Annotated in this window: 12 protein-coding genes; 7 read left to right on the top strand and 5 right to left on the bottom strand. The window is 40.8% G+C overall.

The features are described 5' to 3' along the window. Positions 1-4: 4 nt before the first annotated feature. From K348_RS0115640 to K348_RS0115620, 5 genes are read right to left on the bottom strand one after another with little or no spacing between them, the layout of a single operon-like run. Complete coding sequence (locus K348_RS0115640) at positions 5-1,180, bottom strand: Xaa-Pro peptidase family protein (protein WP_029906391.1); 1,176 nt, start codon at positions 1,178-1,180, stop codon at positions 5-7. Further along, a complete protein-coding gene (locus tag K348_RS0115635) occupies positions 1,177-2,181 on the bottom strand; it encodes an acyltransferase family protein (RefSeq protein ID WP_197027679.1) in 1,005 nt (334 codons plus the stop codon). Before K348_RS0115635 ends, K348_RS0115640 begins: the two co-directional genes overlap by 4 nt. 7 nt (positions 2,182-2,188) lie before the next feature. Continuing rightward, entirely contained in the window at positions 2,189-2,764 is a 576-nt protein-coding gene (gene nadD, locus K348_RS0115630) for a nicotinate (nicotinamide) nucleotide adenylyltransferase (protein WP_029906389.1), read from the bottom strand. Beyond that, positions 2,761-3,324: a guanylate kinase gene (gene gmk / locus K348_RS0115625; RefSeq protein ID WP_029906388.1), complete on the bottom strand. Its 564-nt coding sequence runs from the start codon at positions 3,322-3,324 to the stop codon at positions 2,761-2,763. The genes nadD and gmk overlap by 4 nt, the downstream gene beginning before the upstream one ends. Positions 3,325-3,339: 15 nt before the next feature. Continuing rightward, the gene (locus K348_RS0115620; RefSeq protein WP_029906387.1) at positions 3,340-4,212 is read right to left on the bottom strand and encodes a YicC/YloC family endoribonuclease; all 873 of its coding nucleotides are present in this window, start codon (positions 4,210-4,212) and stop codon (positions 3,340-3,342) included. Between the two features lie 145 nt (positions 4,213-4,357). Between K348_RS0115620 and K348_RS0115615 the strand changes: the two genes are divergently transcribed. From K348_RS0115615 to K348_RS0115585, 7 genes are all read left to right on the top strand, one after another. Beyond that, positions 4,358-4,717 carry an arsenate reductase family protein gene (locus K348_RS0115615; RefSeq protein WP_029906386.1) on the top strand — a complete coding sequence of 120 codons (360 nt, stop codon included), beginning with the start codon at positions 4,358-4,360 and terminating at the stop codon, positions 4,715-4,717. Positions 4,718-4,726: 9 nt separating this feature from the next. Next, positions 4,727-9,370 (top strand): translocation/assembly module TamB domain-containing protein, encoded by a 4,644-nt coding sequence (locus K348_RS0115610; protein WP_029906384.1) that lies wholly within the window; start codon positions 4,727-4,729, stop codon positions 9,368-9,370. 76 nt (positions 9,371-9,446) lie between these two features. Further along, positions 9,447-9,776, top strand: a complete 330-nt coding sequence (locus K348_RS0115605; protein ID WP_029906382.1) for a zinc ribbon domain-containing protein YjdM — start codon at positions 9,447-9,449, stop codon at positions 9,774-9,776. Positions 9,777-9,861: 85 nt separating this feature from the next. Further along, positions 9,862-10,686: an MBL fold metallo-hydrolase gene (locus K348_RS0115600; RefSeq protein WP_029906380.1), complete on the top strand. Its 825-nt coding sequence runs from the start codon at positions 9,862-9,864 to the stop codon at positions 10,684-10,686. A gap of 413 nt (positions 10,687-11,099) precedes the next feature. Beyond that, positions 11,100-13,682 carry a DNA mismatch repair protein MutS gene (mutS, locus tag K348_RS0115595; protein ID WP_029906378.1) on the top strand — a complete coding sequence of 861 codons (2,583 nt, stop codon included), beginning with the start codon at positions 11,100-11,102 and terminating at the stop codon, positions 13,680-13,682. 85 nt (positions 13,683-13,767) lie between these two features. Next, positions 13,768-14,712 (top strand): UDP-glucuronic acid decarboxylase family protein, encoded by a 945-nt coding sequence (locus K348_RS0115590; protein ID WP_029906376.1) that lies wholly within the window; start codon positions 13,768-13,770, stop codon positions 14,710-14,712. Positions 14,713-14,749: 37 nt separating this feature from the next. Then, positions 14,750-15,466 (top strand): glycosyltransferase family 2 protein, encoded by a 717-nt coding sequence (locus K348_RS0115585; protein ID WP_029906374.1) that lies wholly within the window; start codon positions 14,750-14,752, stop codon positions 15,464-15,466. The last annotated feature ends 5 nt before the right edge of the window (positions 15,467-15,471 follow it).

Raw genomic sequence — 15,471 nt, 5'->3', positions numbered from 1 at the left:
GCAATTACAGTTCGATTATTTCTTCTTCCAGTACAGTCAGTTTCTCTATTCCCGTTTCGGTTACCAGATAGGTGTTTTCGATGCCTACGGCACCTACTTCGGGGATTACAAATTTAGGCTCTAAAGCGAAAACAATATTTTTCTCCAGTAATTCCTTCGAGCGTGGTGTAAATACAGGCGGTTCGTTTATTTCCAACCCAAGCCCATGGCCTATGAATTTTGCCTGTTGCTTCGTACCCATAAAATAAGGTTCCAAATTGTTTTTAGCAACCGTTTCCATCGCTATATTATATATATCGGCACAACTTACTCCCGGTTTTGCGATATCCATTATATGATTATGGATATCGATAGAAACCTGATGCGCGCGATAAGCTATATCCAACGTTTTCCCTGCTGAAAATACGCGGGTCATATCTGTCATCCACGGAGTGTAATTTCCTGCCATGTCTACCATGATGGTTTGTCCTTTGCCTATTTTCTGACCTGATGCTCCAAGAGGCAAAACAGGAGTTGTTCCCGCGCCCCCCAACGCATAATCGTAAGGAGAAGGTGCTTCTGCATTCTCGCCCACAAGAAGGCTTCCCATATAGATATCCATGTTTTCACCGTAACTTCTGAATATTCCCATAGACCCGTGCAGGCGCATAAGCCGTTCTATTTCTATCTGCAGTTCTACATCGGTCATCCCCTCTCGGTAAACCGATGGAATCAGTTTATATACGGCTTCATGCTTACGGGCACAGGCTCTAATTTGCTCTACTTCGAAGTCGGTTTTCACACTGCGTATTTTACGCATGAGTAGCGATGCATTCGATGCTTCCGATATATTGAATGTTTTCAATAAACGTGTGCATTCACTGAAAGAAATTACATCCGTTTCCAGTAAAAGGGTTTTCGGTAATGCAATATTCCTCTTTTGCAACTCTTCAGTAATTTGTTCCGGCTTGCGGATATATATTGTATTATCAAATTCGATTCCTTCCGGCCGTTTAACAAAGTGTATCGGACTGCCTTCTGCCGGTAAATAAAAGTATCCGTTATAGACCATACCGGTCATATAAAAGACATTCACGGGCGTACTCAATGCGCATGCTTCGATATTCATCTGCTGCATTGTTTTCTGCAACTTACCGCAACGGATAGCCAAATCTTTTGCTAATGATTCCTGATAGTTCATGATTTTATTGTCGATTTATTCTTTTGAAATATTGTTATTGGATTTATCAGATACTGTATGATTTTTTGCTTCGATAAAAATAAGCAAATAAAGATGATAATGAGAAAAACGATGAAATCGATAAAAATGTTCGTATTCCAATGATAGGTTTCAATCAGTTTTACATACACCAGATAGACCAAAGGCGCATGCAGCAGGTAAATATCCAGCGTTCTATCACCCCATTTGGCAAGTTTAGTAGTAACTAGAGAAATTATGGCACAGGATACTATTATGGAAATTATATAAGTTGATAAACGGCATACAAGTCCTAACGTTTCTTCTCCGGGGAATAATTGGGTGTATGGAATAGTGCCATAAAAAGAAATCGCTTGCTGAGATGGCATTGTAGTATATATTAAGCCTATGATAACAACTATAATAGCTACCGAAAATTCTTTATCCATCTTCCTTATTTTTTCTATACTCTTTTTCGGACAGTAATAACCCAAAATGAAATAAGGCAAAAATACCAATATTTTAGAAGGTGCATAGAAAAGCGGACTCGGATGATATTGATATCCTATGAGTAGCGATAAAATCAAGGAAATAATAAATATTACAGGAAAACTCAGTTTTAATTTCGGGATGAAGCAGAATGTAAAACGCCATACCAGTAAAGCTGGAATATACCACATTACTTTTTGAGGGTAGAAAAGGTAATATCGCAGAGAAAATGTACCGTTAACTATATAAGGAATAAAAAGTATAGTTTGAAAAACGATATATGACATTACTAATCCCCAGAATTTTGGTTTATATCTACTCCATGTTACATTTTTTGAAAAATAGCCAGATACAAATACGAACAAGGGCATGTTAAATGTATACATAAAAGTGTAGGCCGCAGATTCTATATGATAAGTCGAAAAATGAATATGATACTCCATTGTATGCCCAAATACGACAAATAAAATGAGCACAAACTTCAATGAATCGAAAAAGGGATCTCTTTCTGCCATAAGCACCCTATTTATATATTCCTTTCTGTAAAATATAATCGTATACATCGTCCGGCAGGAATGCACGGATATCTTTTCCTTCTGCAATATGTTCCCGTATAAATGTCGATGAAATCTCGATAATTGGCGAATCTAACGCTTCTACACGGTTTCTCACTTTATTGGGAATGGTAATGCGATGGCCTAGTCGTGGGTAAACTTTCAGCTTGTAGTTATCTAGGATTTTATCGTATTCACGCCAGTTTTCGAAAGTAGTCCAGTTGTCGCTTCCTATAATGAGCGTGAAATTATGCTTCGGATACTTTTCCTGCAATGCATCAAATGTATTGATAGTATAAGATGGTTTAGGCAGATGAAATTCGAAGTCCGAGGCTTTAAGTTTGGTATATTTTTCAAGCGCCAGTTTTACCATTTCATAACGAATATGCTCATCCGAAAGGTTGCTTCCCGCTTTCAACGGGTTGCACGGACTAACCAGAAACCAGACTTCCTCTATTTCCGTAAATTCTGCAATATAGTTTGCCAGAATCACATGACCGATATGAACAGGGTCGAAAGAACCTGAAAAAATTCCTATATTCATTTTGCAAGAAAATCTGTTACCACTTTCAATGCTTTTGCTTTTGCTTCTTCCAGATTATCATTTTTGATAACGATATCGAACTGCGGTGCAAATGTCATTTCATATTCGGCTTTTGCCACACGCGCCTCGATAATTTCCGGCGAATCCGTTCCTCTTTTTTCAAGCCGGCACCTCAGTTCTTCGATGGAAGGGGGCTCGACAAAGATAGATAAGGCTTTGTCGCCATAATATTTCTTTATATTGCATCCGCCTACTACATCTACATCGAAAACAACATTTCCGCCTTCGTCGAGAATTCGCTGAACTTCCGATTTCAATGTGCCGTAAAATTTATCTTTATATACCTCTTCGTATTCAAGGAATTCTCCTGCTGCAATTTTCTGCCGGAACTCTTCCGGACTGTGAAAATAATATTCTACGCCGTGTCGTTCCATTCCGCGGGGCAGGCGGCTGGTGGCAGATATGGAGAAGCGCAGATTCAGGTTTTGAGAAAGCAGGTAATTAACGATGGTGGATTTACCTGCACCGGATGGAGCCGAGAATATAATTAATTTCCCCATTTTAACGGTAATTCTTTATAATACGTTTAAAACCTGTTCTTTGATTTGCTCCAGTTCGTCTTTCATGCGTACAACTATCTGTTGCATTTCGGCATGGTTCGATTTCGAGCCCATTGTATTTATTTCGCGTCCCATTTCCTGAGAGATAAAACCGAGCTTTTTCCCTTGCCCCGAACCTGCCTTCATCGTTTGCAGGAAATAACTCAGGTGATTGGTCAGGCGTGATTTTTCTTCATTTATATCGAGCTTTTCTATATAATATATCATTTCCTGTTCGAAGCGGTTTTTATCGTAATCGAAATCCTCAATTTTCTGAAGTGCTTCCGTAATACGGATTTTAACTTTCTCTACACGTTCGACTTCATACTGTTCTATTTCGGAAAGAAGAGAAGAAATATTTGCTATCTTATCTTCGAATAATTTTTGAAGCATAAATCCTTCCTGTCTGCGGAAATCAAGTAATTGTTTCTTTGCTTCATTGATTGTTTTCGATACGGCATTCCATTCGGCTTCGTCTACTTCCTGAGATTCGTATTTCAGTACATCTGGCAGGCGCAGTAGCGTTGCAAACCAATCGGACGGAGTATCCACACCCAATTTACGGGCAGATTCCTTTATCTGGTTATAATATCCTTCGAGCAGGTTATGGTTGATCTGTGAAACCGTTTCATTTCCTATATTTTCCACATAAATAAGAAAGTCCACTTTTCCCCGTTCCAGTTCACGGGAAAGCATGTTGCGTACTTCCATTTCGTGCTCTTTGTAGAGGTTCGGCATACGTACCGAGAGGTCTAGTTGTTTGCTGTTAAGGGATTTTATTTCTACAGTAACCTTTCTTTTCTCAAGTTCGGTCGAGGCTTTACCAAAGCCTGTCATTGATTGTATCATGCTGCAATTTTTAGATTCAGCAACAAAAATACACAAATATTACGCGTTCCGGTCAAAAAAAACGAACTTTAAACACCCGAACAGCGTTAATCAATAGTAAATAATTATTTTTGCAACTAATCGAAGATATAAAACAGACTATTATATGAGCACAAAATTGTTTCTTCAATATCCCAAATGCAGTACATGTCGTAATGTATCCAAATGGTTGAAGCATAATAATATAGAAGTAGAAAGTCGTGATATCACCACTGATAATCCGACTAGAAAGGAACTTGCTGCATGGATAAAGAAGAGCGGGCTTCCCGTATCGCGGTTTTTCAATACATCGGGAAGGATTTATAAAGAACAGAACTTGAAGGATAAGGTTAAAACTGCATCGGAAAACGAACTCATAGACATACTTGCGTCAAACGGAATGGTTGTGAAACGTCCGCTTGTTATTACCGGCGATTTAGTCCTTGTAGGATTTAACGAAGAAGAGTGGGCCGACAAACTGAAATAAATACTTTTTATGGCTGAGGCTGAAAACACCAAAACTACTCCGGAAGAAACTCCTGTGAAAAAGAAAAGCTTGCTGAAAAAGTTTTTCAAAATAATTATGTACATTGTTCTGTCCTTGATCGGACTGAACGTTCTACTATACGTGTTACTATCTATTCCCTACATACAACAAAAGGTTGCCAATTTTGCCGTGGACAAATTGAAAACGGCTATGCATACCGAAGTGTCGATTGACGAAATCCGTCTCAGTCTTTTTAATAATGTAAAGCTGAAAGGAATCTATGTAGAAGATCAGGCGAAGGATACGCTGCTTTATGCGAAATCGCTCGATGTTTCGATTAATCCGTTGAAACTTATAAAAAGCAGTACGGTTCAGATAACAAGCGTCGATCTCGAAGATTTCCTTATAAATGTAAATCAAAAGGATAGTATAAGTGATTTTAATTTCCAGTTTATTGTCGATGCTTTTGCGAGTACCGATAGTGCTGCTGTGGATACTACCGGCGGTTCCCTGATAATCGTTATCGAAGACCTCAATCTGAAAAACGGGCGGTTGAATTATGATGTACTTTCCGCACCTTATACTCCGGGAATGTTCAATGCATCGCACATATCATTATATGATTTCAACGGAAATGCAGACCTGAATTCTATCAATCCTGATAAATTCGATATTGCTCTCAACGGTCTTTCTGCAAAAGAGAGATCCGGCGTTGAAATCAAGGATTTGAAAGGACATTTGTTCTCTGAAAAATCGCAGTTATGGGTGGATGATTTTTCATTAACATTGCCCGATTCCCATTTGATAACGACTAAAGCAAGATATAATCTGGCATCCGGTGCTTTTGAACTGGGTACAGACGATACAGAATTATCTGCAGCCGATTTGCTCGCTTTCCTTCCCAATCTGAAATTTTTGCGGAATAAAGTTGTATTAAGGACAAACATTGCTGGTACGCTACCCGCTGTAAATGTTCAGAATATCACACTTACTTACGGTGAAGACCTGATACTTGAAGGTGGTGCAGGATTGGCAAGCTACGAAAGCTACGGTACTTCGGATATTAATCTGAATATTGATAAATTTAAGGCTACGACCAATGCAATAACCGATTTTGCACGTGTCGGCGATTCTACTTTCGTTACTCCCGACATTTTGAAAGAATTGGGTGATATTTTCCTCAAAGGTACACTGACCGGTCAACTAAGCCGATTTAAACTCGATGCCGAGGCATGGTGCCGTCAGGGCGCACTTACGATGCTTGCTACAGGAGGAGTAGATACTACATTTACCAACTTCAATGTAACGGCAGGATTGAGAACAAATAATTTCAATCTGGGCAGGCTCTTGGGAGGCACCTCGGGACTAGGATTATTATCGGCGCATGTAGATGTAAAAGCAGCCCAGACCGAAAAGCAGTCGCTCAATGCAGTCATGCGCGGAAATATCGATGCCCTGCAATACGAAAAGGAAACAATGAAAAATGTCCCTTTCACCGGATTTTATAATGCATCGAAAATGGGCTTGACGGCAAAAGCCGATTGGAGTATAGGTAAAATACAGCTTGCCGCCGATATGTCGCAGGCACGCGTGCCGGATATCAATGTAAGGCTAAGGCTGGATACGGTACATGTAGACAAATTCTACAAGAATCCCGACTGGACAAATCCACGTCTGACAATGGCGCTTAACGGCAGTGTCAAAGGGCTTGACATAGATAATATGACCGGAAAAGTCGTTATTGACAGCCTTAGTTTCCGGGATAGTACTACCTTATTCCAGCCGGGAAAATTTACACTGGAAATGGGTAAAAAAGAAACCGGCGACAAATTCATAGCACTGAATTCTTCGATAATTACGGCCAATATTGAGGGTCAGTATTCTTTTACTACTCTTTCCGATGAATTTACAAACCTGATGAACGGCTACTTGCCTGCGGTATTTGTGGAAACAAAACGTATCAGGAAAGAACAGAATAATTTCACATTTAATATTACAGCAAAAAATACAGGAGAGGTAAGCCGGATTTTTGCCCTGCCTGTAGATATTATGCAGCCTGCAATAATTAACGGGCAGGTGAATACGATCGATAATCTGATTACAGTAAAGGGAAATATTCCGCATATACGTTATTCCGGCTGGGATGTGACCAATACCACAATCGATATAGCCAACCGTGATTCCGCATTTAATATAACTGCCGGTAGCGGTGTGCTGATGAGTGAAGGGCGTTACAAGCTGGCACTAAATCTCGATGGCGCTAACAATATAATACATACAAAAGTAAATGTCATAGGCGACAGTACAGAAGTAAAAATAAACGGAACACTCGATGCGATAGCTCAATTTAGCCGTAATGAAGCCCGGGAGCTTGTCTCTTCACTGAAAGTAAGCCCGTCCGATATTATGGTAGACAGGCTTGCGCTGAATCTGCTTCCGGCAGAAATTATCAATGAAGGGAAGCGTACCGAAGTGCATAATGTGGGTTTGGGAGTGAATAAGAAGAAATATTTCGGATTCGACGGAGTGGTTTCCGATCAAAAGACGGATACATTGCGTGCCTATTTCGATCATGCCGAAATAGGCGACCTGCTCGAAGCTTTCGACGTGAAGAATATCAGGGGTGAACTTGATGGGAATATCTTACTCACTAATCTTCTCGATCAGCCGGAACTGTACACTAAAGGTTTCCGTATATCTGATATTATCTTATTCAGTGATACCTTAGGTACACTCGATCTGGAAAGCCAATGGAGTGACGAGTACGGTGGAGCAACTATGGCCGCCACACTGCAAAACAAAGGGCAAACATACGCCGATCTGGATGGAACGATATACACCAATCAGGACTCGCTCGACCTGCAATTGCGTATGCAGCAGATGCCGCTAAGATGGATGCAGCCTTTCTTTTCGGGAATGCTGAATAAAGTAGACGGAAGCTTAAGTACGAACTTAATAGTAGAGGGAAGCATGAAGGCTCCTCAGGTAAGAGGTTTCATCGGATTTAACGATACACAGATAGGTATCGATTATACGAACGTAACTTATACCATATCTGATACTATCAGGGTAAGCCCCGACAGAATCGGTCTTGATAACCTCACTTTGAGAGATAATGAGGGAAATACGGCGCAGGTGAGTGCTACCGTCACGCATAAGAATTTTGCGGATATGCATTATGCGCTGAATATGCAGATGAATAAACTTATGGTATTGAATACCGAACACCGTACAGACAGTTTATTCTATGGCCGTGTATATGCTTCGGGAAGTGTCAGGGTAGATGGTAGCGATAATGGCATAAATGTGAATATGCAGATAAAGAACGATAAGAATTCGACGCTGAATATTCTTATTCCACAGCATTCCGAGGCTTCCGATTACAAGAGTGTTGTGTATATCAACGTTCCGGAAGAGAAAAGGAATCCGCTCAAAGAGATGGCTCCGAGAGAAGAACCGCTGCCGATAAAACTGAATGTCAAGCTGGATGTAACACCCGATCTGAATATCGGTATAGTAATAAATCCTCAGACGGGCGATGCATTGCAGGCAAAAGGTGCGGGAACCATCAATTTCAACTATGATATGGTTACCGAGAACATGGGGGCATATGGTAATTATACCCTTAATGAGGGCAATGTGAGGCTGAATCTGCAAAATGTAAAACGGCTGAACTTTACTATCCGGGAAGGTAGTAAGCTCAATTTCATAGGAGACCCGATGAAGACCCAGTTCGATATCACTGCTTTCAGAAGGGTGAAAGCCGACTTGAAAACTCTTGACAGTAGCTTCGGTATGGGGGATATTTCGTCCAAAGTACAGGTGGATTGTGTGCTGGGTATAACAGGAAACATGGATAAGATGGAACTGACTTACGATATCAGTTTGCCCGATGCCAACGAAGACCTGCAGCAAAGGGTAAACAGTTATATCAGTACCGACGAACAAAAGATCAGGCAGTTTGCCTATCTTGTTGCCGTAGGTTCGTTCTATTCGAGTTCGGGTAGCAGCGGTGTCAATTTCGGTGACGGCTTGTGGACAAATATTGCTGCCAGTGCCATGTCTTCCGTGCTTAACATGATGGTAGGAAATATATTGGGCGATAAATGGCAGATAGGTGCAAGTGTAGAATCGAATGACGGTACATTCAACGATCTGGATCTGGGCGTAAATGTTTCCCGTAAGTTCCTGGATGACAAACTTACTTTCAGGACAAATCTGGGATACCGTACCGACCAGTCGGCAACGAATGATAATGCTTTCATCGGTGATTTTGATCTAGAATACCAGTTAAATTCTGTGTGGACATTGAAGGCATATAGCCATACCAATGATAAATATTACCGTCAGGCGCCTACTACTCAGGGTGTAGGTATCGTATATAGTAAGGAAGCTGCTACCTTAAAACGATTGTTCCAGTCGTTCAGACCTAGGCGTTTCAGAAGAAACCAGAATCAGGCTTCCGATTCTATACAGACAAACGGGCAACAAAGTAACAGGAACCAAAGGAGAAACCAGAACGGAGATCAGCCGCAACCTGCGCAACCGGAAATAAATCCGGCTCCGCAACAGACAGTTCCTGTACAACCGTCTGATTCAACACAGGCAAATGTGAATAAGCAACCGGCTATAAACGACCAGCGGAAAAAATAGGCATATTGTTTCCGGTTTTGGCTCGTGTATCCGAAAGCCTTATCTTTGCATTTCTAACAATAAAAAATTAACAGAAATGGAAGGAACTCCGAATTGTCCGGTGTGCAGCATGGAAAATACTTATTTCGATGGTACGGCATATGTATGCCCCGATTGTTTCCACGAATGGACAGGCGAAGCAAACACAGAAGCAGAAGACATGACTCCGCGCGACAGTAATGGTGCAGAACTTGTAGACGGTGATGCGGTAACAGTCATCAAAGACCTCAAGGTAAAAGGTTCGTCGATGGTTATCAAAAGGGGAACAAAAGTGAAAAGTATCCGATTGACCGAAGAACCGACAGAAGTAGATTGTAAAATAGACGGTTCGAGTATCGTATTGAAGACTTGTTTTTTGAAAAAGTAATATTAAAGAAATATATAAAAGGTGTTCATAACTTTAACTTTATGGACGCCTCTTTTTTTGAATATACTCTTTACCTTTGCACATTATGCAATACGATCTGTTCACACAATACAAATATAAATTCTTTAGTTTAGGAAGCGGCAGCAGCGGTAACTGCTATTATCTCGGGACAAATGAAAACGGAATACTTATCGATGCCGGAATAGGTATACGCAGTGTACACAAGGCTTTGCGGGAATACGGCGTTTCTTTTGATAAGATAAAAGCGATACTTATTACACACGATCATGCCGACCATATAAAGACTGTCGGATGTTTCGGAGATAAATACAACATCCCCGTATATGCTACCCAAACAGTTCACGAGGGCATACAGCGCAACAAGATGGTACAAGCCGACCTTTACCAGTCGAAAAGAATTATAGAAAAAGAAATACCATTCACAATCAGCGATTTCACAATAACGGCTTTCGATGTGCCTCACGACAGTATAGAGAACGTTGGATACCATATAGAATTTGACGGGCAGACCCTCGTACTGATAACAGATATTGGTTGCATAACCGATAAAGTACGCAATTATGCCTGTCGCGCCAATCATCTTGTAATCGAATCGAACTATGATGAATATATGCTACAGTCGGGCAGGTATCCATATTATCTGAAAGAGCGTATACGCAACGGGATGGGACATCTCAGCAACCGTCTTTCTGCCGAATTCATCGCCAGTATCTACAATAATAACCTGCAAAATATCTGGCTTTGTCATCTCAGTCAGGACAATAATCATCCCGAAATAGCTTTTAAGGCAGTGGAACAGACACTCGCAGCCAACGGGGTAGTAGCAAATAAGGATGTGAGAATTGAAGCGCTCAGCAGGCATAAAGTTTCCGGTCTCAGGGAATTCTGAAAAGCTTTCTTATTAAAACTTTATCTATATTGTTTTAGCTGTTAGCTATTAGCTGATGGCTGTTAGCTCTTTAACATAGGTTTTTAGTTACAAGTTACTTCGCCCTGCGGGCAGTTACAAGTTACGGGATTATTAATTGTTCATTTTTAATTATTAATTAGTTCCTGTTACTTTTGTTACTTTTTGCATCTTTCCTGTAATAATGCTAACGGCTAAAAGCTATCAGCTAATAGCTATAAAATCGTTACTTTTGTTACCTTTTAACAAAATATGGTTAATAAATATAAAATTCAGAACTGCGGACACATGGAATTGAATGTTATTTTTTTTTATCTTTGTTTCCTTATAATTTTTCTGTAGAATATATCTAAATAAGCAAAACTGTGTCGAAAAAAATAGTCGAAACTCCTTTGATGAAGCAGTATCTTGAGATCAAGAGTAAACATCCTGATGCCATTTTATTGTTTCGCGTGGGAGACTTTTACGAAACATTCTCACAAGACGCTATCGATGCAGCCGAAATACTGGGTATCACCCTTACACGCCGGGGGAATGGTACTGCTCAGTTTATCGAACTGGCAGGATTTCCGCACCATGCGCTCGATACCTATCTGCCGAAGCTGGTTCGCGCAGGAAAACGGGTAGCGATTTGCGATCAGCTGGAAGATCCGAAACAGACAAAAACGATAGTTAAAAGAGGGATTACCGAACTTGTGACCCCGGGTGTCTCTATCAACGATAATATACTGAATCACAAGGAAAATAATTTCCTTTGTGCTATTCATTTTGCAAAAAGTAATTGCGGTATTTCTTTCCTCGATATTTCTACAGGTGAATACCTTGTAGCAGAAGGAACGAAAGAATATATAGATAAGCTTCTTACAAACTTTTCACCGAAGGAAGTTCTGGTGGAAAGGAGTAAAAAGAAACTTTTCGAAGAGTCGTTCGGCACCCGTTTCTTTATCTTCGAACTCGACGACTGGGTCTTTACCGAAGATACAGCAAGGGACAGGCTATTGAAGCATTTCGAAACAAAGAACCTGAAAGGCTTCGGAGTAGAACATCTGACAAATGGTGTAATAGCTGCCGGAACAATACTACATTATCTGGATGTTACGCAACACAACCATATAGGTCATATAACTTCCCTTTCGCGGATCGAGGAAGATAAATATGTCCGTTTGGATAAATTTACGGTACGCAGCCTTGAGCTTATTTCTACTATGAATGAAGGTGGTAAAAGCCTGCTCGATATCCTCGACCGTACTGTGTCGCCGATGGGTGCGCGCATGCTGCGCCGCTGGATGGTATTTCCGCTTAAAGATGCCAAGCCTATAAACAGTCGCCTATCGGTAGTCGAGTATTTTTTCAAGGATTTGGAACTGAAAAACCTGCTCGAAGAACAGCTTTCACTAATAGGTGATTTGGAGCGGATCATCTCTAAGGTAGCCGTAGGCAGGATAACTCCCCGTGAAGTCGTACAGCTTAAAGTTGCATTGAAGGCAATCGAACCTATAAGGGAGGCTTTCCTTGCTTCGGATGAACCGAGCCTGCGGGAAATAGGAGAGAAGCTCAACCCTTGTCCGGTTATCAGGGAACGGATAGAAAAGGAAATACATCCCGACCCTCCGACAATGCTCAACCGTGGGAATGTTATCAATAAGGGAGTGAATCCTGATCTTGATGACCTGCGCGAAATCTCTTATTCAGGCAAAGATTATCTGTTGAAAATACAGCAGCGGGAAACCGAAGCGACGGGTATTTCTTCGCTTAAGATAAGCTTCAATAATGTATTCGGCTACTATATAGAAGTACGTAATGCACATAAGGATAAAGTTCCGGCGGAGTGGATACGCAAACAAACGCTTGTAAATGCCGAACGCTATATAACACAGGAACTGAAAGAATATGAAGAGAAAATTCTGGGCGCAGAAGAAAAGATTTTAGCGTTGGAAACGACGCTTTTCAATGATCTTGTGCTTAGTTTGGTAGATTATATTCCAACTATTCAGGTAAATGCAAACTTGATAGCCCAGACCGACTGTCTCTTGTCTTTTGCCAAAGTGGCTAAGGAGAATAAATATATCCGTCCTGAAATCAACGATTCGGATGCATTGAAGATAAAGAACGGACGGCATCCGGTTATTGAAAAGCAATTGCCGTTGGGCGAATCTTATATAGCAAACGATGTTTTTCTGGATAGTAATTCGCAGCAGATAATTATTATCACCGGGCCTAATATGGCGGGTAAGTCGGCGCTTCTTCGCCAGACTGCACTGATTACATTGATGGCGCAGGCAGGAAGTTTTGTCCCTGCCGAATCGGCGCAGATAGGATTGGTAGATAAGATATTTACCCGTGTAGGTGCATCCGATAATATATCACTTGGTGAATCTACCTTTATGGTAGAGATGAACGAAGCGGCAGATATCCTGAATAACTTGTCTTCGCGTAGCCTTGTTTTATTCGATGAATTGGGAAGAGGTACGAGCACCTATGACGGTATTTCCATTGCATGGGCAATCGTAGAATATATTCATGAACATCCGCGAGCCAGGGCTAAAACATTGTTCGCCACCCATTACCATGAATTGAATGAAATGGAAAAATCATTCAAAAGGATAAAGAACTTCAATGTTTCGGTAAAGGAAGTCGACAATAAGGTGATATTCCTACGAAAACTTGTTCCCGGAGGCAGCGAGCACAGTTTCGGTATCCATGTAGCCAAAATGGCGGGTATGCCGCAAAGTATAGTGAAGAGAGCAAACAATATATTGAAGCAATTGGAAACGGATAACCGTAAGCAGGGCATCTCCAAGCCTATAAAAGATATAAAGGAAAACAGGGAGGGTTATCAGTTGAGTTTCTTCCAGCTGGACGATCCTGTACTTAGTCAGGTCAGAGATGAGATAAAGTCTCTGGATGTTAATAACCTCACTCCGATGGAAGCATTGAATAAGCTTAATGATATAAAGAAAATAGTGTCGGGCAAATAATATGAACAAAGAATTTAAAATACACTATATTTTTCGTTCCTTTGTATTATAAACCAGACTTAAAAACAATCTTACAAAGAATTTAATGAATCGAAAAAAAATATTAGTGACAGGTGGTGCCGGTTTTATCGGCTCCCATTTGTGTGAAAGACTACTGAAAGAAGGCAATGAAGTATTGTGTCTGGATAACTATTTTACCGGCTCGAAGGAAAATGTTATCCATTTGCTTGAAAATCCTTATTTCGAACTAATAAGACATGATGTCGTTCATCCTTTTCATGTAGATGTCGATGAAATCTACAATCTGGCCTGTCCGGCTTCTCCGGTTCATTATCAGTATAATGCGATCAAGACAATTAAAACATCTGTAATGGGTGCTATCAATATGCTTGGTTTGGCAAAACGCCTTAAAGCAAAAGTATTGCAGGCATCTACCAGCGAAGTATACGGAGATCCGCATGTGCATCCGCAGCCGGAATCTTATTGGGGAAATGTAAATCCTATAGGTATCCGTTCGTGTTATGATGAAGGAAAGCGTTGTGCCGAAACATTATTCATGGACTATCACCGTCAAAATGGAGTTAAGATAAAGATAGTACGTATCTTCAATACTTACGGGCCGAATATGAATCCTGCAGACGGTAGGGTTGTTTCCAATTTTATTGTTCAGGCACTAAAAGGGGAAGATATTACAATATATGGAGATGGTACTCAAACCCGGAGTTTCCAATATGTTGATGACCTTGTGGAAGCCATGATAAGAATGATGGGTACAGGCGATTCGTTTATCGGACCTGTGAATACAGGCAATCCGGGAGAATTTACCATGCTGGAACTGGCAAACCTTATCCTGGAATTAACAGGATCGAAATCAAAACTGGTTTTCCGACCTCTACCGAGTGATGATCCGAAACAAAGGCGGCCTGATATTTCCTTGGCGAAAGAAAAGCTGGGCTGGGAGCCTAAAGTTCCTTTGAGAGAGGGGCTTATTAAAACAATCGCTTATTTCGACGATAAACTGAAGCAATAATATTCTGATCAGAAGACAACATAACGATAACTTTAACATGAAACTTTCAATTGTAATTCCTGCATATAACGAAGCCCGCACGATTCATCTGATATTGGATAAAGTGTTGGCTGTAGATTTGATCGGTAATTTCGGGAAAGAAATAATAATCGTAAACGACTGCTCTAAAGATGATACAGTTGAAGTTGTTAAAGCATATATAGCAGCTCATCCACGGGCAGATATCAAATTATACGAGCAGCCTGTGAATATGGGTAAAGGAGCTGCATTGCACAGAGGCATAAAAGAAGCTACCGGTGACTATATTATTATACAGGATGCCGATCTGGAATATGATCCGGAAGAATATAATATATTGTTAAAGCCTGTTGTCTCTGGTTTTGCTGATGTCGTTTTCGGCTCCCGATTTATGGGAGGCAAACCTCACCGGATACTTTTCTTTTGGCATTCGATTGGAAACCAGATATTGACTTTTGTGTCTAATATGTTCACCAACTTGAATTTATCCGATATGGAAACCTGCTATAAGCTTTTTCGTGCAGATATTATCAAGTCTATTCCTCTGCAGGAAAGGCGTTTCGGTTTTGAGCCGGAAGTGACTGCCAAGGTAGCACGCTATCCGAATGTGAGAATCTATGAAGTAGGTATTTCATATTACGGTCGAACATATGAAGAAGGAAAGAAAATAGGATGGCGCGATGGGGTGAGAGCCTTTATCTGTATGCTTAAGTACGGATTGTTCCGCATGAAATAATCCCA

It is taken from the genome of Prevotella sp. 10(H), from assembly GCF_000711235.1.
Lineage (GTDB): Bacteria > Bacteroidota > Bacteroidia > Bacteroidales > Dysgonomonadaceae > Dysgonomonas.
This window is presented reverse-complemented; position numbering and strand designations above follow the sequence as displayed.

Bases quoted from the DNA above. Each gene is read 5' to 3' on its own strand.
- K348_RS0115600 (WP_029906380.1), top strand. From the start codon at position 9,862: ATGCAATACGATCTGTTCACACAATACAAATATAAATTCTTTAGTTTA.
- mutS (WP_029906378.1), top strand. From the start codon at position 11,100: ATGAAGCAGTATCTTGAGATCAAGAGTAAACATCCTGATGCCATTTTA.
- K348_RS0115620 (WP_029906387.1), bottom strand. From the start codon at position 4,212: ATGATACAATCAATGACAGGCTTTGGTAAAGCCTCGACCGAACTTGAG.
- nadD (WP_029906389.1), bottom strand. From the start codon at position 2,764: ATGAATATAGGAATTTTTTCAGGTTCTTTCGACCCTGTTCATATCGGT.
- K348_RS0115585 (WP_029906374.1), top strand. From the start codon at position 14,750: ATGAAACTTTCAATTGTAATTCCTGCATATAACGAAGCCCGCACGATT.
- K348_RS0115590 (WP_029906376.1), top strand. From the start codon at position 13,768: ATGAATCGAAAAAAAATATTAGTGACAGGTGGTGCCGGTTTTATCGGC.
- K348_RS0115635 (WP_197027679.1), bottom strand. From the start codon at position 2,181: ATGGCAGAAAGAGATCCCTTTTTCGATTCATTGAAGTTTGTGCTCATT.
- K348_RS0115615 (WP_029906386.1), top strand. From the start codon at position 4,358: ATGAGCACAAAATTGTTTCTTCAATATCCCAAATGCAGTACATGTCGT.
- gmk (WP_029906388.1), bottom strand. From the start codon at position 3,324: ATGGGGAAATTAATTATATTCTCGGCTCCATCCGGTGCAGGTAAATCC.
- K348_RS0115640 (WP_029906391.1), bottom strand. From the start codon at position 1,180: ATGAACTATCAGGAATCATTAGCAAAAGATTTGGCTATCCGTTGCGGT.
- K348_RS0115610 (WP_029906384.1), top strand. From the start codon at position 4,727: ATGGCTGAGGCTGAAAACACCAAAACTACTCCGGAAGAAACTCCTGTG.
- K348_RS0115605 (WP_029906382.1), top strand. From the start codon at position 9,447: ATGGAAGGAACTCCGAATTGTCCGGTGTGCAGCATGGAAAATACTTAT.